Here is a 17,873-nt window from a genome sequence, read left to right as displayed (position 1 = left end):
TCCTGGGAAATGGGGGTTCTATTAGTCATGACGGCCATGTCGGAAAATCGGGTATGAATGAGAGCAGTTTTTATTCAGACTTTTTACAGCGGCTTGATCACCACCACCAAATCCGTGAAGTACTCGACCTTGATCGGCAGGTTATCCGCCAGTGACGCCAGGGCCGCGCCGGTGTCGTCGAGCTTGAATACCCCGGACACGCGCATCCCTTGCAGCGCCTGCGGATCAAAGCGCACCAGCCCATGGCGGTAACCGGCGAGGGTTTGCAGGACCTCGCTCAGGGGTTGGTCGTCGACCTTGAGCAAACCACGGGTCCAGGCGTCCGGGTCGGCGTTGCCGATGGGTTGTGGGGTGCCGGCACGGCCGTCCTGGAGCGTGGACTTCTGCCCCGCCGGCACTTTCACGTCGCCCGCAACGGTGCCTTTGACGGCCACGGTGGACTCGATCACGGTGACCACGGTCGCGCCATCCTCGGCCTTGCGCACTAGGAACCGCGTGCCCAACGCCGTGGCCGTGCCCTGGTCGGTGTGCACCACGAACGGCCGTTGCGCGTCCTTGGCCACCTCGACCCACATCTCGCCCTGCAACAGTTCGATCACCCGTTGGTGGCCGTCAAACTTCACGTCCAGTGCCGAGTTGCTGTTGAGCTGCACCTGGCTGCCGTCGGTCAGTGCCACCTGGCGCCGTTCGCCCACGCTGGTGCGTTGGTCGGCCATCCACACCGGCAGGCGCTCAATCCCGGCCCAGCCGCACAGCAACACACCCAACAGCGCGACGGCCTGGGTGCTGCGGGCGGCAAACCTTGTTTTCTGTGGGGCAAATGCACGGTTCAGGGCCATGCGCGCCGGGGCGGCGGGCAACTCGTCGAGGCTGCCCCACAGGCTGCGCATGCGCTCGATGGCGACGGCATGCCGTGGATCGGCCTGGCACCATTTCTCGAAGGCCGCGCGGTCGGCCTCGGTCACGTGGTCGTCGTGCAACAACGTCAGCCAGCGGGCGGCTTCACTGATGATCTGCTCGGAACTCACGACAGCGGGTCCGCCCCGTGCAGGGTGTGATAGCAATGCACCAACGCACTGGAGATGTAGTTCTTCACGGTGCTGGAAGACACCTGCAGTTGTTCGGCGATTTCGCTATAGGTCAGCCCGTCGAGGCGACTGAGCAGGAATGCCTCGCGGGCCTTGGCGGGCAGGCCGATGAGCATTTCGGCAATGCGTTCCAGGGCCTGCAGTGCCACATGAATCGCCGCCGGGTCCGGCATGCCGGCATCTTCGCTCTGGATCGCCAGGGCTTCCATGTAGGCCTTTTCGATGCGCCGCCGACGCGCGCCATCGATCATCAAGCGCCCCGCCGTGGTGGCCAGGAAGGCGCGGGGTTCCTTGATGGTATGGGGATCGGCCAGCAGCAGGATGCGGATAAACGCGTCGTGGGCCAGGTCGGCGGCATGTTGCGAGCAGCCGAGTTTCTTGCGCAGCCAACCGTGCAACCAGGAATGATGGTCACTGTAGAGGGTGGTGATGGTCTGCTGGCGACGGGCTATATCACCATCAGCTACAGGAAAGTCATGCATGCGCAAAAATTTCTCAAACAAGAAAGATTACCAATTGCGCGAACGATGACAGTAAAACGAAGGGGGAGCAAGGATGGAGTGATGGGTTGCAACGAATCTGCGACTTGCTGTGCCCACCTTGAAAGCGACCAGTGCGCACGCAACACTTCTGCGACTCATACAAGGACATCACGCATGACAACCTTCGCCAACACGGTCTCCACCCGCGAGGCCTATCAACTGCTCAAGGACGTGGCATTAGAGGTTCGAACGCTGAAACCCGTCAGCTCCAGCGACGAGCAAATGGTTGTCGACATCGACGGCTGGCAGGTCACGCTGTCAACCTGCGGGACGGCTCTGGAGTGCTGCCTGCGCTGTATTGCACCGGATAACAGGCAAGGTTCACTGGACACCTGGCACCGTTACGGCACCAATCCGCTCGATCTGATGAGCCTGTGGGAGCGAACGCAGCTGCAGCGCCTGGTGCATGCAGCCTTCGTTCGCTGAACGTGCGCTTTGCCAGCAATCACCCACTGCCAACATCAAACACTTTATGGATTAACGCCAGCTCCAGGAAACCCCGGTGTAAACCCCCATGCCATCCCCCGGCGTCGACCGCGCCACGTCCATCCCCTTGTCGTCATAACCCGGCGTGACCGTGTTCGCGTAACGCCGGTTGGTCAGGTTGCGCAGGTCGACCCAGGCTTGCCAGTCGTGCTTCGGCGCGTCGTACCCGAGCGTCGCGCCGAGCAGTGTGTAGGCCGCCGCGTAGTAGGAGTTGGCGTAGTCCACCGCGACCCGCGATGAGTGTTCGCCATTGAGGCTGGTGTAGAAACCGCTCGGGTGGCTGTAGCGCAATTGCGCCTGGTAGTAGTGCCTGGGGACGCCGGGCAAGGTGTTGTCGCCGAAGCGGTCGTCGTTGCGGTAGTGGAAGTCGCTGTAGGTGTAGGCCTGGCGCAGGGCGAGCTGGCCCGTGCGGCCCCCGTCCCACAGCGGGCTGATCAGGCTCAGCTCCAGGCCTTGGTGCACGGTTGGGCTGGCGTTGGATTCGGCGATTATTGCGGACGTGGTGGACGTCGCGGCCTGGGTTTCGACGCTGAGCAGTTCGTGGCGCACCTCGGAGCGGTACAGCGCCAGGTCCCACTGGCCGAACCACGCTTCACCGCGACCGCCGACTTCCAGGGTGGTGGCGGTCTGGTTTTTCAGCTTCACCCCTTCACGTTGCAAACCGCTGGCCGGGCCGCTGCCCACGGGGAAGTACTTGTTGGAGCCCCAGATCATCGACCACGCATGGGGCGGTTCCACCGAGCGACTCAGGTTGCCGTACACCTGCAATTGGGGGCTGAAGTCGTAGCGCAGGCCAACCCTTGGTGCGTAATCCCAATCGTGCTGGCTGACGGGTGTGTGGGTCTGCGGGTAGCTGACTTCGGTTTCACGACGGGTGTAGATTGCCGCCAGCCCGGTGGTCAGCCAAAGGTCCGGCAGCAGTTCCAGGTCGTTGCCGATATGCAGCACGGTGTCCGAACCCAGGTAGCTGTAGTCGCGGGTCTTGGTGCCGGGTGTGTAGCCCGCCGTATTGCCGGTAGGGATCCGCACGAATTCCGAGCCACCGTTGTTCGGCATCGCCTGGGTGGTGCGCAGGCCGAGGGTGGTCTTGCTGTCACGCCCGAACAATGTGTCCTGGCGGATGTAATTCAGGGTGCCGCTGACGTCGGTGTAGGCAACCTTGAGACGGTTGGTGCCCTCGCGCAGGTCCATCGGATAATCGTGATACGCCAGCCCGACCTCGACCCGGGCGTTGTCGTCCAGGTGCAGAGTGGTTTTGTTGGCGATCCAGGTCGAGCCCGGTTGCGTGCGTTTCGAGTCTCGCGCCACGTTGAGGCTGGCGGCGGCGCGCGGGTCGTTGCTGATCTGGTCGCGGGTCAGTTTGCCGGGGGAATCGTTGTCGGTTTCGCGGTAGCGAAAGTAGAAGCGGGTTTCCAGGTCGGGGTTGAAGCGGTAGCCGAAGTTGGCCGCGATGCCCTTGCCGCTGCCGGCGCTGTGGTCCTGGAAACCGTCGTATTGCGAGTCGGTGAGGCTGATGTAGTAGTCGGCATCCCCCAGCACCTGGCCCGAGCTGATCTCCCGCTGGCCGTAGCCATGGCTGCCGGCTTCGTAGCGTACTTGCAGCCTGGGCGCGTCGTAGCCGGTGTGGGTCACGTAATTGACTGCCCCACCCAGGGCCAATGCGCCCTGGTCAAAACCGTTGGCGCCACGCAGCACTTCAACGCGGCTGAGCCACAACGGGTCCTTGAGTTCGTAGGGCGTGCCACCCGGGCCGGTCAGTGGCAGGCCGTCGAAGGTTTCATACAGGCCGGAAGCGTGGGCGCCTGGGCCCCGGTTGATACCCGAGCCACGGATCGAAAGCTTCACCCCTTCGTTGTTTGCCGCCTTGGCATAAACACCGGCCTGGTACTTGAACACGTCCTCGTTGGTGCTCACCCGCCCCTGATCGACGCTGCCCATGTCGATGTAGTTGGTAGCGCCGGGCACGCTCTTGAGCTGGGCCTGGGCCAGTTCGTCGGCGCTGAGTTCGGCGCTGCTGACTTCGACGGGTGCCAGTTGCAATGTGTCGTCAGCCTGGGAAACCGGGCTGAAGCTCAGGGCGGCGCCAAAGCCCAGCAAGGGCCAGGCTTTTCGGGAGGTGAACGGAAACGCGGGGGGCATGGGGGTAAATCCTTGGAATTCGTTTTTGCGACGGGCTCGGTCCGGCACAAGGTCTGTGGTGGGAAGCCCGTGAAGCGCGGCGGGTCACCATTGATGAACGCACAGGCCCCCATCGGCGTTAAGTCCAAAATAGAATTACCAAATGCAAACTCAGTATTTATGGAAATAAGCGGCACCGATTACTTTAGAGCCATTGAGTCCCCAGAGATTTACGTCATGCAAACATCCGCCACCGTCATCGATTTCACCCTCCACCGCAAACGCCGCCAGGCTCGCGCAGCGGCTGAACTGATGTGGGCGATGTATGCGGCACGGGCCGGGGTCGCGCTGTTTACCGCACACGTCACCACGTCCAGCGATACCCGCCGGGCGTGAGGCGATGAATTTCCTGCACGCGATACCCGAAGTGCCCGACCTCCCCACCAAACCCAAGGACTGCAACAGCGGCGACGATGACGCCATCGGCCAGTGCGTCGCGCAGAACCTGCAGCGCCTGCGCAGTAAACGCTACCTGTCGCTGGATGCCCTGGCGCGCAACTGCGGCGTAAGCCGGGCGATGCTCGCGCAGATCGAGTCCGGGCGCAGCGTGCCGTCGATCAAGGTGCTGTGCAAGATCGCCAAAGGCTTGAAAGTGTCGGTGGCGGCGTTCCTGGAGAACCGTGCGTTCGAAGGGGTTGAACTGCTGCCGGCGCAACAAAGCAAACGCCTGGTGAGCGCCGATGGCAGCTTCATCAGCCGGGCGCTGTTTCCCTACGATATGGCGCGCCAGTCGGAGTTCTACGAGATACGCCTGAAGGCCCTCGGCGAGGAAACTTCAGAAGGTCACGGGCCCGGCATCCAGGAAAACCTGGTGGTGGCCCAGGGCGTGCTGGAAGTCAGCGTCAACGAGGAACGCTACCTGCTGTCCACCGGTGACTCGATTTTGTTCTACGCCGACCAGCCCCACCGCTATCGCAACCCCGCAGACAGTGAGGCGGTGGCATTCCTGGTGATCACCTACCCGGAACGCCTGGACTGAAACGCAAAAAGCCCCGGCACTCGCCGGGGCTTTTTGATTTCACGCCAAACCAATCAGCAGGTGCAGCACATCATCGGCATGCCGTTGCAGCTCATCATCATCGGCATGGCGCAGTCGTTCATCATCTTCATCATCAGCATGCAGCAGTTGTTCATCATGTCCATGCTCATGCCAGGCATCGGCATCATCTTGCAGGTCATGCAGTCGGCTTCCATCTTGCATTCCATGACGCACTTCATCATCGGCATAGGCATGCCCATCGGCATCATCATCGGCATGTTCATGGCCGACATGCTGTTCATCATCGCCATGCCGTCTTCAGACATGCACATCATCGACATGTTGGCGCACTGCATCATCATCGGCATGCCGCAGTTCATCATCATCGCCATCATTTCGGCGTTGTTCTTGAACATCGCCATGTCCATGCCCGCGGCCGGCTTCATGGTGCACATCATGGCCTCGTCGGTCATCTTGCAGGTCATGGTTGCCATCATCATCGGCATGCCCATCATCGGCATCATCGGCATCGCGTTGTTCATTGGCATCTGCATGGCGTTCATCATCTTCGAAACTCCGTAATCGACAGGAAATGAGTAAGTTCTGGGGCCGATTCTAGAGAGGCCGCACAACGGCGCAAGACGCTGGCCCAGCAGCAGGAATAGACGCTGCATGGGGATTTCCCGGGGCGCGGCAGCGGATAATTCCGCGATGACAGATGCTTTGGCGTGATCACGCCGGCCGGCTCCGCTATCAGGGCCAAACCGGCGCGATGGATATGCGATTGGGGAATGGCCCCCAATCAGAAGGAAATAAACGATCTAACCACGGTAGAAATACCCGCTCATTCGGCGAAGAAGCGGTTCGCCGGACGCGGCAGCCCGAGGTTTTCCCGCAGGGTAGAGCCTTCGTACTCGCGCCGGAAGATCCCGCGCCCCTGCAACTCGGGCACCACCCTGGCCACAAAGTCATCGAGCCCGCCCGGCAGCCACGGGAACATGATGTTGAAGCCATCGCTGCCCTCTTCTTCCAGCCACTGCTGCATCTCATCGGCAATACTGTGGGCGGTGCCGACAAACGAGAGACCTGCATAACCGCCAAGACGCTGGGCCAATTGGCGCACCGTCAACTGTTCGCGATCAGCCAGCGCCAGTACCCGTTCGCGGGAGCTCTGGCTGGCGTTGGTTTGGGGAATCGCCGGGAGGTATTGGTCGGGATCAAACTTCGTCGCGTCGGTACCCAGCGCGATCGACAGCGAGGCAATCGCACTTTCGTAATGCACCAGGCTGTCGAGATGCGCACGAATCCGCCGCGCATCTTCCAGCGTATCGCCGACCACCACAAACGCCCCGGGCAAGATCTTCAGATGGTCGGGATGCCGCCCCACCGCCAGCATCCGGCGCTTGATATCGGCATAGAATTTACGCCCTTCCTCGAGCGTGCCGGGCGCCACGAAGATCACCTCGGCGGTTTCTGCCGCCAATTGCCGGCCGGGCTCCGAGGCGCCGGCCTGCACGATCACCGGCCAGCCCTGCACCGGGCGGGCAATGTGCAGCGGGCCGCGCACATTGAGGTAGCGGCCCTGGTGATTGAGGGTGTGCAGCTTGTCGGGGTCGAAGTACACACCGCTGTCGGCATCGCGGATGAAGGCATCATCGGCCCAACTGTCCCAGAGCCCGGTGACCACATCGTAGAACTCCCGCGCACGGGCGTAGCGCTCGTCGTGGGCATAGGCCTGCTCCAGGCCGAAATTCTGCGCCGCATCCGGGTTGGCAGTGGTGACGATATTCCAGCCGGCGCGGCCGTTGCTCAGGTGATCCAGGGACGCGAAGCGCCGGGCAATGTGGAACGGTTCGTCGTAGGTGGTCGAGGCCGTGGCTACCAGGCCGATGTGCTCGGTGGCCTGGCTCAGGGCCGACAATAAGGTGAACGGTTCGAAGGAGGTGGCGGTGTGGCTGCGCTTCAACGCGTCGATGGGCATGTTGAGCAGGGCCAGGTGGTCGGCCATGAAGAACGCATCGAAACGCGCTTTCTCCAGGGTCTGGGCAAACTGCTTGAGGTGCGTGAAGTTGAAGTTGGCGTCACGGTAAGCGCCGGGATAGCGCCAGGCGCCGGTGTGGATGCTGACCGGACGCATGAACGCGCCCAGCTTCAGTTGGCGTTGAGTGGTCATGGAAAGCCCCTGATCGAGAGGGGCCCAGCATCGGATGGGCGAACGGCGTCTGTCTAATAACCAAAGGATCTGGCTTATGCCTGCGCGGATCGGCTGTTGTAGTCCGCCAGAAATTCTTCGGAGGCGACATGGTCTGCCATGCCCCGCAGCTGCGCGGCCGAATCATGCCCCAGCACCTCCTCTACCCGGTTATTGGCCGCCGCCCAATACACCAGCGCCTCACTGAACAGCGCTTCGCCCTTGGGCGTGAGCACGCAGCGTTTGGTGCGCTTGTCCAGGGCATCCGGGCGCAGCTCGACAATCCCGTCGCGCACCAGCGGCTTCATCGCATGGGTCAGCGCCGACATCAGGATCGCCAGGCGTCCGGCCAGCTCCTGCAACGTCGGCCCTGCCTGCTCATCCACTGCCGCCCACCGGGCGATTTCACCCAGCAAGCCGACCTGCGTAGCCTTCAGGCCAATCGGCGCCAGCGCTTCGTCATACAGTTGGCCCAGCCGCCGGGCGGCACGGCGCAGTGCGTTGTTGGTGCACGCCACGTCCCCCAGCAGGCTCAAAAGGTCGGCGCGGGCATCAGGCTTGTCAGTCTTGTGTGTTGGCATTTTCAGATCCTCCATGCCGGTAGAATGATTGAGTACTAAACCATTGACAAGGACAAACGCCAAGCCTATAACTTGAGCCCTCAACAATATTGGTTGAGTACTCATCTATTGGAGCCGTTCATGTCGATCCCTGCTTCCACAAAAATTGCCCTGATCACGGGTGCTTCTTCAGGTATTGGCGCCGTGTATGCCGACCGATTGGCAGCCCGTGGCTACGACTTGATCCTGGTCGCCCGTCGTGAAGACCGCCTCGAAGCCCTGGCGGCGAAGATCACTCAAGCCTACGGGCGCGAGGTCCAGACCATCGGCGCCGACCTGGTAAACCCCGCGGACCTGGCCCGTGTTGAAAGCCTGCTCGCCGGCAACCCGGCGATCCAGGTGCTGGTGAATAACGCCGGCCTGGCCCGCCTGCATCCGCTGGCTCAATCCTCGGTCGAGGATTCCACGACCCAGATCGCCCTGAACATCACCGCCCTCACCCGCCTGACCCACGCGGCGCTGCCGGGCATGCTGGTGCGCAATGAAGGTTTGATTATCAACGTGGCATCGGTGTTGGGCGTGCACTCGCTGCCGGTCAGCTCGGTGTACAGCGGCACCAAGAGCTATGTCCTGGCATTCAGCCGTGGCTTGCAATCGGAACTGGCGGAAACCGGGGTGAAGGTGCAGATCGTGTTGCCGGCAGCCACCGCTACCGAGATCTGGGACGCGTCGGGCATTCCGCTTTCCGCCCTGGAACAGGAGTCGGTCATGACCACCGAAAACCTGGTGGACGCGGCACTGGCCGGGCTGGATCAGGGTGAGACGATCACCTGGCCGTCGGTGGCCGATGGTTCGTTGTGGGAGACCTATGATGCGGCGCGTGGTGCGTTGTTTGCGGCCACGCAAACAGGCAAGCCGGCGCCCCGGTATGGGATTGTCTGAGGCGCCAGCCGGCTTTATTGAATACCGATGGAAATACGCCGCACAGTCTGCTCCTCACGGGGCAGGCTGATGTCGCCTTCGTAGGTGCACTCGCGGCCGGTGCAGCTGTTTTCCACGGTCACCGGCGCAAGGCTTTTGACCGGAAAGCGCGGCTTGGGCTCAGCCTGCGGCGTGAGCGGTACAGCGCTGAGGACAGGTGCCTCGTAGGTCAGGTCCAGGCTGGACGCATGGGCCTGGGTGGCCAGAACGGCGAGCAGTGCGCTCGCCATGACAGTCCTTGTAAACAACATCGAAATCTTTCCGGGCAGCAAAAAATGAAGGGGCAATGATAACCCCTTGAGCTGCCGGGTTGAAGTCAACGTGCCTGGACGGCAGGTTCCAGCACCAATACGTTGGAGGGGCCCGCACGGAATGTCGGGTTGTGCTTCGCGGCTTCCAGCATGTGCGGCGCTGCGTGGTGATCCTTGAGCGCCGCCTTTGAAGCCCACGTCTCGATCAACACAAAACTGTCGCTGTTGCCCTCGACCGGATGCAGGTCGTACTGGATGCAACCGGCTTCGGCCCGGACCAGCGGAGCGAGCCCGGCAAAGGCCGCCAACTGGTCCGCACCCCGGCCAGGCTGGGTATTGATGACGACGACAAGCCGCACTTCATCGGACATAAACAGCACCGTTATCGATAAGGAAATTGAGGCGCCACAGTAAGGGATGCCATTCTCTGGCGCTATGAAAAATCTATCAGTAAGCTACTTTCACTGATTGGATTGAGTCAGCACTCAAGCCCTCCCCCTTTTCTGCACCCGGCGATAACCACGTGATCGAAGTAACCGAAGTTTCCATTGCCCAGCTGCGCACTGCGCTCGAATCCGGCCAGACCACGGCGGTTGAACTGGTCGAGGCTTACCTCGCCAGGATCGACGCCTACGACGCCCCCACGACTGCCACCGCGCTCAACGCGGTGGTGGTGCGCAACCCGCAAGCGCTGGAGGAAGCCCGGGCATCCGACGCACGCCGGACCAGCGGCACAACCCTGGGCCCGCTCGACGGCATTCCCTACACGGCCAAAGACAGCTACCTGGTCAAGGGCCTCACCGCCGCTTCCGGCAGCCCGGCTTTCGCGAACCTGGTTGCCTACCGCGATGCGTTCACCATCGAGCGACTGCGGGCAACAGGCGCCATTTGCCTGGGCAAGACCAACATGCCGCCGATGGCCAACGGCGGCATGCAGCGCGGCGTATATGGCCGGGCCGAGAGCCCGTACAACGCCGACTACCTCACCGCACCGTTCGCCTCGGGCTCCTCCAACGGCGCCGGCACGGCGACTGCGGCGAGCTTCGCGGCGTTTGGCCTGGCGGAAGAAACCTGGTCCAGCGGGCGCGGCCCGGCGTCCAACAATGGCCTGTGTGCCTACACCCCGTCCCGTGGCGTGATCTCGGTGCGCGGCAACTGGCCGCTGACCCCGACCATGGACGTGGTCGTGCCTTACGCCCGGACCATGGCCGACCTGCTTGAAGTGCTCGACGTCGTGGTCGCAGAAGACCCCGACACACGCGGCGACCTGTGGCGGATGCAACCCTGGGTGCCAATCCCCGGCGTCGCCTCGGTACGCCCGCAGTCCTACGCAGACCTGGCCGCGACCGGCGATGCACTCGCCGGCAAACGCTTCGGCGTGCCGCGCATGTACATCAACGCCGACCCCGAGGCAGGCACCAGCGACGCCCCGGGAATCGGCGGCCCTACTGGCCAGCCAATCAAAACCCGGGCCTCGGTGATCGAGCTCTGGGAAGCTGCGCGCAAGGCACTTGAAGCCGCCGGCGCAGAAGTGGTCGAGGTGGATTTCCCGCTGGTCTCCAATTGCGAAGGCGATCGCCCGGGCGCACCGAAAGTGTTTACCCGAGGCCTGGTGTCCAAGGAATTCCTCCACGATGAATTGTGGGAACTGTCGGCCTGGGCGTTCGATGATTTCCTGCGGGCCAATGGCGACCCTGCGCTGAACCGCCTGGCGGATGTCGACGGCCCGAAGATCTTCCCCCACGACCCCGGCACCCTGCCCAACCGCGAAGACGACCTGGCCGCCGGCATGGACGAATACGTGCGCATGGCCAAGCGCGGCATCACGCCGTGGGACAAGATCAGCACCGTGCCCGACGGCCTGCGCGGCCTGGAACAGACACGACGCATCGACCTTGAAGACTGGATGGATAACCTGGGGCTGGATGCGGTGATTTTTCCGACAGTTGCCGACGTAGGTCCGGCGGATGCGGATGTGAATCCCGCGTCGGCGGATATCGCCTGGAGCAACGGAGTGTGGGTCGCCAACGGCAACCTCGCCATCCGCCATTTGGGCGTGCCGACAGTGACGGTGCCCATGGGCGTCATGGCCGACATCGGCATGCCGGTGGGGCTGACATTTGCCGGCCGGGCGTATGACGATTCGGCGCTGCTGCGATTGGCATCGGCCTATGAGTCGACGGGAAGCAAGCGCCTGGTGCCGCCGCGCACGCCGGCGCTGGTGGCTCGTCAGGACTGATTGATTTCGCTGCTGATCTTGCGCATCAACCGATCGGCTTCCGACCCGGGTTCAAATCGAAAGCCACGCATCTCATCGAGGAGCAGGCAATCGCTGATGGCCTCCCAAAGTTGCTCCTGGGTCGGCTTGTTGCGCAACAGTATGTATGAAAGCAGCAGGCGTTCGATGGGAACGCCTCGAATACAGGCCGTTTCAATGATTGCCAGCAGGATAAAGCGCAGTCGAACTTCCCGCTCCGTGGGCCAAACCGTTTTTCGCTTACCCAATGCCGGGCCTCAGTGTCAGGAAAAGCGTGAGGCTATGGCCCAGACGGGTGGCGTTTCAAGCGCTGCAAGGGGAGAAAGCCCTGCTCCTACACAAAACAGGGAAAAAGCCCACGAAATCACCCCGCAGATCAACAGCCTTTCACACACGCTTGCCCATCAACGGATCACTGATGCTATGCGCCCCCGTCTCGATTCGCCCCGCCACCCGCCGCACCCAACCATGCTCGTCGCGTAGCTTGAAGTCATACCAGCCTCCATTGGGCTGGCAGGAGAACGTGCGCTGCACACGACCGCCGCCCGCAATCTCGAGCGGCCACGGCCCCTGCTTGGTGTAAGGGCAACGCTCGATGGTGATTGAGGCCGCACGCTTGCCGGGGTTGACCAGGGTCAGCAGTAAGGTGTCGCCGTGATACGCCAGGGATAACTCCGGCTCGCGACGCTGCAGGTGCCCCTTGAACGAACGGTGGAACCCATTCGGCCCCAACAGCCAGAGCTTGTAGGCGCCCGCGACTTGCCAGGTGTCACTGAGGTGTTTGCCGGCTTCCACCGTGTAGCGGCGCGGTACCTCGTCCAGGTGCAGGCGGTCGTAGACGTGGAAGACCACGCCCTGTTCGCCATTGTTGAAGAAGTCCAGGCTCACCGAACTGGCGCGACGGTCAACCGAGCCTTCAACGTTCAACTGGTACGGCAACGCCCGGGATGGCCGCGCCATTCGCGCCTGGAACGGCGCCTGTTGCTGGCCCACCGTCGGCAGGGCGACCTGGGGCAGTTGCTCCTGGCGTTGACGCAGGGAGTCGGCGGCCTGGCGGCTGATGGTGTGCAGCGGCGGCAGGGTCTCGGTGTTGGGGTTGACGAAGTTGAAGGCCGAGGTGAGGTCGCCGCACACCGCCCGGCGCCAGGCGCTGATATTGGGTTCGCGCACGTGGAAACGCTTCTCCAGAAATTGCAGCACGGAGGTGTGATCAAACGCCTGGGAATTGACCCAGCCACCACGGCTCCACGGCGACAGCACCAGCATTGGCACTCGCGGCCCGGGCCCGTACACCCCGCCGTCCGGCGCGGGTTGCTGGCTAGAGCCGGGCGGTGCCGGGTGGGTAAAAATCTCGCTGTCGAACTTCACCGTGGACTTGCCGGCAAAGCTGCCATCCAGGCGTTTGGACGGGGCTGACGGCGACGGCACGTGGTCGAAGAAACCGTCGTTTTCATCGTAGTTGACCAGCAGCACGGTCTTGCTCCACACGTCCGGGTTGGCGGTCAGTGCCTTGAGGATTTCCTGGGTGAACCAGCCACCCTGCACCGGGCTCGAAGGCCCGGGGTGTTCGGAGTAATCGGCCGGCGCCACCAGCCAGCTCACCTGTGGCAGGCGCCCGTCGTTCACGTCCTTGCGAAAGCCCTGGATGATCGATTCCAGGTCGCTGCCGCTGACCGCCGGCAGGGTGTTGCCATTGCCTTTGTACAACGGCACGCGGGCGTTCAGTTGATCGCTGTAGGGCACAAAATCCTTGAAGTCTTTCGGTGGCACGGCGGGGTTGCCGGCCGCGACGCTGGCCGCACGAAACTGGCGAAACCCGGCCAAGGGGTTGTCGCCAAAGTTATCCGGCAGGTACTGGTAAACCTTCCAGCTCACACCCGCTTCTTCCAGGCGCTCGGGATAGGTTTTCCAGGTGTAGCCCACGCCCACCGCTCCGGGGCCGTCCCATTCGTTGACCACCGCCGCCACATTCGCACCGGTCGGGCCGTTGGTGCCGGTCCAGTGGAACAGCCGATTGGGATTGGTACCTGCGTGTACCGAACAGTGGTAGGCGTCGCACAGGGTAAAGGTGTTGGCCAGGGCGAACTGGAACGGCACTTCCTGCTCACGGTAGTAACCCATCGAGGTGGGTGTCTTGAACGTTGGCCAGGCGTTCATCCGGCCGCTGCTCCAGGCGGCGTGCTCGTCGACCCAGGAATGCGGCGTGCCGCTGACCCGCTGCGCGTTGCCACGGGAGCTGTCCAGGTGATAGGGCAGGATCCGCCGCCCAACGCCCTGCTGCTCCCACACCCGGTGCCCGCCCGGCAGTGGAATGGTGAAGCGGTCACTGAACCCGCGCACACCCGGCAAGGTGCCGAAGTAGTGATCGAAGGAGCGGTTTTCCTGCATCAGGATCACCACATGTTCGACGTCCATCAGGGTGCCGGTGCGGTTGTTGGCGGGGATCGCCAGGGCCTGGCGAATGGAGTCGGGCAACAGGGTGTAGGCGGATCCGATGGCAGCTGCTTGCAACAACGTTCTGCGTGTAAGAGTCGGCATAAGACGATTCAATCCCTTGAAGTTCTGGAGCGAAGCTCAGGACAAAATAGGGACTCAAGGCGACAAAGAAATGACATCGCTCGAATCGCGCTCGACCTGCCCCACCTGGTACTCCCTCGGCGTACACCCGAACTCGCGCTTGAACACCGTGTGCAGGTACTGCGCGGATTTGAACCCGCAGTCATAGGCAATATCCGCAATCGCGGCCCTGGTATTTTCCAGGCTGGAAACCGCAGCCGCGAGTTTGAAGCGCAGGATTTCATCGTGGACGCTGCGGTTCAGTTCACTGCGAAAATGCGCTTCCAGGGACGACCGCGACACGCCGACGTAGTTGGCGACCTGGGCGGTCTTGATGCCCTGGCAGGCGTACTGGCGAATGAAATGCAGCGCTTGCATCACGTAGGGATGGCCGAGGGGTTGGTGCAGGCTTGAGGTCTGCACGTTGACCGCTTCCGGCGGCACCAGGATCTGGCTGCCTGCCGAAGGCATACCGTGCAGCATCTGGTGCAGCAGGCGCGCGGCAGTGCGGCCCATTTTTTCAGTGCCCTGGATCACCGAGCTCAGCGGCACGCGGGTCAGGGTGCGGGTCAAGGGGTCGTTGTCGATGCCGATCAGTGCCACTTGCTCCGGCACCGGGATGCCGGCGGTGAGGCAGGCCTGCAGCAACTGGCGGGCACGGGCGTCGCTGACCGCGATGATGCCGATGGGTTTGGGCAGGCTGTGCAACCAGGCAATTTGTTGCTCCACCGCCGAGTCCCACAGCGGCGCGCTGGTGCCGAGCCCGCGATACACCTCCACCGGCAAGCCATCGCGCTCCAGCAGGCGGCGGAAGGCTTTTTCGCGCTCCTGGGCCCAACGGTTGATATCGGCTTCAGGCAGGCTGAAACAGGCAAAGCGCGTCAGCCCGGCTTCGATCAGGTGTTCATAGGCCAGCTTGATCAAAGCAAAATTGTCAGTGGCCACATACGGAGTATGCCGTGGGTAAGCCCGCTCATCCTCATAAGACCCGCCCACCGCCACCACCGGCACATGCACACCCGCCAACGCGGGGCCCATCGCCGGGTCGTCGAAGTCGGCAATGATCCCGTCGCCATGCCAGCGCTCGATACCCTTGAGCCGGCAGACGAAGTCCTCTTCCAGGAACAGATCCCACGACACCCGCGTACTGCTCAGGTAGTTGCCGATCCCGGTGATGATGCCGCGATCGTAGATCTTGTTGCCATTGAACAGCAGGGCAATCCGGTGCACAGGCGGGACAGTTTTCACAGGGGCGGCTCCATGCGATATGTCGAGCCACTATGCGCGCAAAACCACTCAAAATCGAACCCTGCTCTGGTGATTTTCATAATCGGTTGGCCGGGGGCCGTTGCTAGTATCGAGGCAAGGTTAACGTGCACTCATAACAACAAGGATCTGGCGATGCCCTACTTTCCCGCGGTCGAAAAAATCCTCTATGAAGGCCCCGATAGCGACTCTCCCCTGGCCTTCCGGCACTACGATGCAAACAAGCTGATCCTCGGCAAACCGATGCGCGAGCACCTGCGGATGGCCGCGTGTTACTGGCACAACTTTGTCTGGCCCGGCAGTGACATGTTTGGCTCCGGCACCTTCCAGCGGCCCTGGCAGCAACCGGGGGAAGCCCTGCAAGTGGCACGCGGCAAGGCCGAAGCGGCGTTCGAGTTTTTCTCCAAGCTAAGCATCGACTACTACAGCTTCCACGACACCGACGTGGCCCCAGAAGGCGCAAGCCTGGCGGAGTACCGCGACAACTTTGCGCGAATGGTCGACCAGCTCGAAGGCCATCAGGAACAGACCGGTATCCGGCTGCTGTGGGGCACTGCCAACTGCTTCAGCAACCCGCGCTTTGCCGCCGGCGCCGCCAGTAACCCGAACCCGGAAGTGTTTGCCTATGCGGCGGCCCAGGTGTTCAGCGCGATGAATGCCACCCACCGTCTCAAGGGCTCCAGCTATGTGTTGTGGGGCGGCCGCGAAGGCTACGAGACCCTGCTCAATACCGACCTCAAGCGCGAGCGCGAGCAACTCGGGCGGTTCATGCGCATGGTGGTCGAACACAAATACAAGATCGGCTTCACCGGCGAGCTGTTTATCGAGCCCAAGCCACAGGAGCCCACCAAGCACCAATACGACTACGACAGCGCCACCGTGTTTGGCTTCCTGCATCAGTTCGGCCTGGAGAAAGAGATCAAGGTCAACATCGAGGCCAACCACGCCACCCTCGCCGGCCACAGTTTTCACCATGAGATCGCCACCGCCGCGTCCCTGGGGATTTTCGGCAGCATCGACGCCAACCGTGGCGACCCGCAGAACGGCTGGGACACCGACCAGTTCCCCAACAGCGTCGAGGAGCTGACCCTGGTCACCTACGAGGTACTCAAGGCCGGTGGCTTCAAGGGAGGTGGCTACAACTTCGACTCCAAGGTACGCCGCCAAAGCCTCGACGAAGTGGACCTGTTCCATGGCCACGTGGCCGCAATGGACGTGCTGGCGCTGTCCCTGGAACGTGCCGCCGCCATGGTGCAGAACGACGCCCTCGAACAGTTCAAGGCCCAGCGTTATGCCGGCTGGGACCAATCCTTCGGGCGTGCCGTGCTTGGCGGCGACTTCAGCCTGGCGTCGCTGGCCGAGCATGCCTTCAGCCACCAACTGAACCCACAAGCTGTGAGTGGCCGCCAGGAGATGCTCGAAGGCGTAGTGAATCGCTTTATCTACCCATGACCGCTACGCTCCAGGTCCAGCAGTGCGTCTAAACAACAATAAAAGGGACTCACCATCATGAAACACCTGAAAACTGTCTTGCTCACCAGCGTTCTGGCACTGCTTTCCAATTCGGTCATGGCCGACGCGGCCCATCCGAAAATCGGCTTTTCCATCGACGACCTGCGCCTTGAACGCTGGGCCCGCGACCGCGATTATTTCACCGCCGCCGCCGAACAACTGGGGGCCAAGGTCTATGTGCAGTCGGCGGACGCCAACGAACAGCGGCAGATCTCGCAGATTGAAAACCTGATCTCCCGGGGCGTCGACGTGATTGTGATCGTGCCGTTCAATGCCACGGTGCTGAACAACGTGGTGGCCGAGGCCAAGAAAGCCGGGGTGAAAGTGCTGTCCTACGACCGGCTGATTTTGAATGCCGATATCGACGCCTACATCTCCTTCGATAACGAAAAGGTCGGCGAGATGCAGGCCCAGGGCGTGTTGAACGCGCAGCCTAAAGGCAATTACTTCCTGCTGGGCGGCGCACCTACCGACAACAACGCGAAGATCCTGCGCCAGGGCCAGATGAAGGTGCTGCAGCCTTCGATCGACAAGGGCGACATCAAGATTGTCGGCCAGCAATGGGTCAAGGAATGGAACCCCACCGAAGCCCTGAGCATTGTCGAAAACGCCCTGACCGCCAACAGCAACAAGATCGACGGCATCGTCGCCTCCAACGACGCCACCGCCGGCGGCGCGATCCAGGCCCTGGCGGCACAAAAACTCGCGGGCAAGGTGCCGGTCTCGGGCCAGGATGCCGACCTGGCCGCGATCAAGCGCGTGATCGCCGGCACCCAGACCATGACCGTCTATAAGCCGCTGAAGCTGCTGGCGTCCGAGGCGGCCAAGCTCTCGGTACAACTGGTGCGTGACGAGAAACCGGCCTACAACTCGCAGTACGACAACGGCAGCAAACAGGTGTCGAGCATCCTGCTCAAGCCGACCGCGTTGACCAAGGACAACGTCAACGTGCTGGAAGAAGACGGGTTTTACACCAAAGCGCAAATCGCCGGGCAGTAAGCGTACGGCTCACTGCAGGGGCGGTTT

18 protein-coding genes are annotated in these 17,873 nt (G+C 62.4%); 8 read left to right on the top strand and 10 right to left on the bottom strand.

Going from position 1 to position 17,873, the window contains the following annotated elements; all coding sequences use genetic code 11:
* Positions 1–83 precede the first annotated feature (83 nt).
* On the bottom strand, positions 84–1,028 hold the full coding sequence (locus HX839_RS13895) for a FecR family protein (RefSeq protein ID WP_008435992.1): 945 nt from the start codon (positions 1,026–1,028) through the stop codon (positions 84–86).
* Positions 1,025–1,570: a sigma-70 family RNA polymerase sigma factor gene (locus HX839_RS13890; RefSeq protein ID WP_003219688.1), complete on the bottom strand. Its 546-nt coding sequence runs from the start codon at positions 1,568–1,570 to the stop codon at positions 1,025–1,027. Before HX839_RS13890 ends, HX839_RS13895 begins: the two co-directional genes overlap by 4 nt.
* A 174-nt stretch (positions 1,571–1,744) precedes the next feature.
* Between HX839_RS13890 and HX839_RS13885 the strand changes: the two genes are divergently transcribed.
* The gene (locus HX839_RS13885) at positions 1,745–2,056 is read left to right on the top strand and encodes a hypothetical protein (protein WP_177067192.1); all 312 of its coding nucleotides are present in this window, start codon (positions 1,745–1,747) and stop codon (positions 2,054–2,056) included.
* Between the two features lie 51 nt (positions 2,057–2,107).
* Here the strand turns inward: HX839_RS13885 and HX839_RS13880 are convergent, their stop codons facing one another.
* Positions 2,108–4,255, bottom strand: coding sequence for a TonB-dependent receptor domain-containing protein (locus tag HX839_RS13880; protein ID WP_177067191.1), 2,148 nt, complete (start codon positions 4,253–4,255; stop codon positions 2,108–2,110).
* Positions 4,256–4,471: 216 nt separating this feature from the next.
* Here HX839_RS13880 and HX839_RS13875 point away from each other — a divergent pair, with 216 nt between their 5' ends.
* Genes HX839_RS13875 through HX839_RS31875 form a run of 3 tightly spaced genes read left to right on the top strand, consistent with a single transcriptional unit; the run spans position 4,472 to position 5,855 of the window.
* Positions 4,472–4,630: a hypothetical protein gene (locus tag HX839_RS13875; RefSeq protein ID WP_003219684.1), complete on the top strand. Its 159-nt coding sequence runs from the start codon at positions 4,472–4,474 to the stop codon at positions 4,628–4,630.
* 4 nt (positions 4,631–4,634) lie between these two features.
* Entirely contained in the window at positions 4,635–5,273 is a 639-nt protein-coding gene (locus tag HX839_RS13870; RefSeq protein WP_177067190.1) for a helix-turn-helix domain-containing protein, read from the top strand.
* A 60-nt stretch (positions 5,274–5,333) separates the two neighbouring features.
* The gene (locus tag HX839_RS31875) at positions 5,334–5,855 is read left to right on the top strand and encodes a hypothetical protein (RefSeq protein WP_008436008.1); all 522 of its coding nucleotides are present in this window, start codon (positions 5,334–5,336) and stop codon (positions 5,853–5,855) included.
* 262 nt (positions 5,856–6,117) lie between these two features.
* Here HX839_RS31875 and HX839_RS13860 read toward each other — a convergent pair whose 3' ends face one another.
* Positions 6,118–7,446 (bottom strand): LLM class flavin-dependent oxidoreductase, encoded by a 1,329-nt coding sequence (locus HX839_RS13860; protein ID WP_003219678.1) that lies wholly within the window; start codon positions 7,444–7,446, stop codon positions 6,118–6,120.
* Positions 7,447–7,520: 74 nt separating this feature from the next.
* Positions 7,521–8,045 carry a MarR family winged helix-turn-helix transcriptional regulator gene (locus HX839_RS13855; protein ID WP_003219677.1) on the bottom strand — a complete coding sequence of 175 codons (525 nt, stop codon included), beginning with the start codon at positions 8,043–8,045 and terminating at the stop codon, positions 7,521–7,523.
* Positions 8,046–8,165: 120 nt separating this feature from the next.
* Here HX839_RS13855 and HX839_RS13850 point away from each other — a divergent pair, with 120 nt between their 5' ends.
* Positions 8,166–8,966 (top strand): SDR family oxidoreductase, encoded by an 801-nt coding sequence (locus HX839_RS13850; protein WP_087693038.1) that lies wholly within the window; start codon positions 8,166–8,168, stop codon positions 8,964–8,966.
* 14 nt (positions 8,967–8,980) lie between these two features.
* Here the strand turns inward: HX839_RS13850 and HX839_RS13845 are convergent, their stop codons facing one another.
* Together HX839_RS13845 and HX839_RS13840 are read right to left on the bottom strand one after the other, a co-directional pair.
* On the bottom strand, positions 8,981–9,235 hold the full coding sequence (locus HX839_RS13845) for a hypothetical protein (RefSeq protein WP_003219674.1): 255 nt from the start codon (positions 9,233–9,235) through the stop codon (positions 8,981–8,983).
* Positions 9,236–9,321: 86 nt separating this feature from the next.
* The gene (locus HX839_RS13840) at positions 9,322–9,627 is read right to left on the bottom strand and encodes a putative quinol monooxygenase (protein WP_177067189.1); all 306 of its coding nucleotides are present in this window, start codon (positions 9,625–9,627) and stop codon (positions 9,322–9,324) included.
* A gap of 152 nt (positions 9,628–9,779) precedes the next feature.
* Between HX839_RS13840 and HX839_RS13835 the strand changes: the two genes are divergently transcribed.
* The gene (locus tag HX839_RS13835) at positions 9,780–11,495 is read left to right on the top strand and encodes an amidase (RefSeq protein WP_177067188.1); all 1,716 of its coding nucleotides are present in this window, start codon (positions 9,780–9,782) and stop codon (positions 11,493–11,495) included.
* On the opposite strand, the gene HX839_RS13830 is transcribed toward HX839_RS13835, so the two are convergent.
* The 3 genes from HX839_RS13830 to HX839_RS13820 form a co-directional block, all read right to left on the bottom strand.
* Positions 11,486–11,761, bottom strand: a complete 276-nt coding sequence (locus HX839_RS13830; RefSeq protein WP_008436022.1) for a hypothetical protein — start codon at positions 11,759–11,761, stop codon at positions 11,486–11,488. The two genes, HX839_RS13835 and HX839_RS13830, sit on opposite strands and share 10 nt — an antisense overlap.
* Positions 11,762–11,900: 139 nt before the next feature.
* Positions 11,901–14,051 (bottom strand): phosphocholine-specific phospholipase C, encoded by a 2,151-nt coding sequence (locus HX839_RS13825; RefSeq protein ID WP_177067187.1) that lies wholly within the window; start codon positions 14,049–14,051, stop codon positions 11,901–11,903.
* Between the two features lie 54 nt (positions 14,052–14,105).
* The gene (locus HX839_RS13820; protein ID WP_003219663.1) at positions 14,106–15,317 is read right to left on the bottom strand and encodes a DNA-binding transcriptional regulator; all 1,212 of its coding nucleotides are present in this window, start codon (positions 15,315–15,317) and stop codon (positions 14,106–14,108) included.
* 153 nt (positions 15,318–15,470) lie between these two features.
* Between HX839_RS13820 and xylA the strand changes: the two genes are divergently transcribed.
* Both xylA and xylF read left to right on the top strand, forming a co-directional pair.
* Entirely contained in the window at positions 15,471–16,787 is a 1,317-nt protein-coding gene (gene xylA / locus HX839_RS13815; RefSeq protein WP_177019763.1) for a xylose isomerase, read from the top strand.
* A gap of 57 nt (positions 16,788–16,844) precedes the next feature.
* A complete protein-coding gene (gene xylF, locus HX839_RS13810) occupies positions 16,845–17,846 on the top strand; it encodes a D-xylose ABC transporter substrate-binding protein (protein WP_003219660.1) in 1,002 nt (333 codons plus the stop codon).
* Positions 17,847–17,873 lie beyond the last annotated feature (27 nt).

This window comes from Pseudomonas sp. I8001 (assembly GCF_013385345.1).
Classification (GTDB): domain Bacteria; phylum Pseudomonadota; class Gammaproteobacteria; order Pseudomonadales; family Pseudomonadaceae; genus Aquipseudomonas.
Note: the sequence above shows the minus strand (reverse complement) of the source record. Positions and strands in the feature narration are given on the sequence as shown.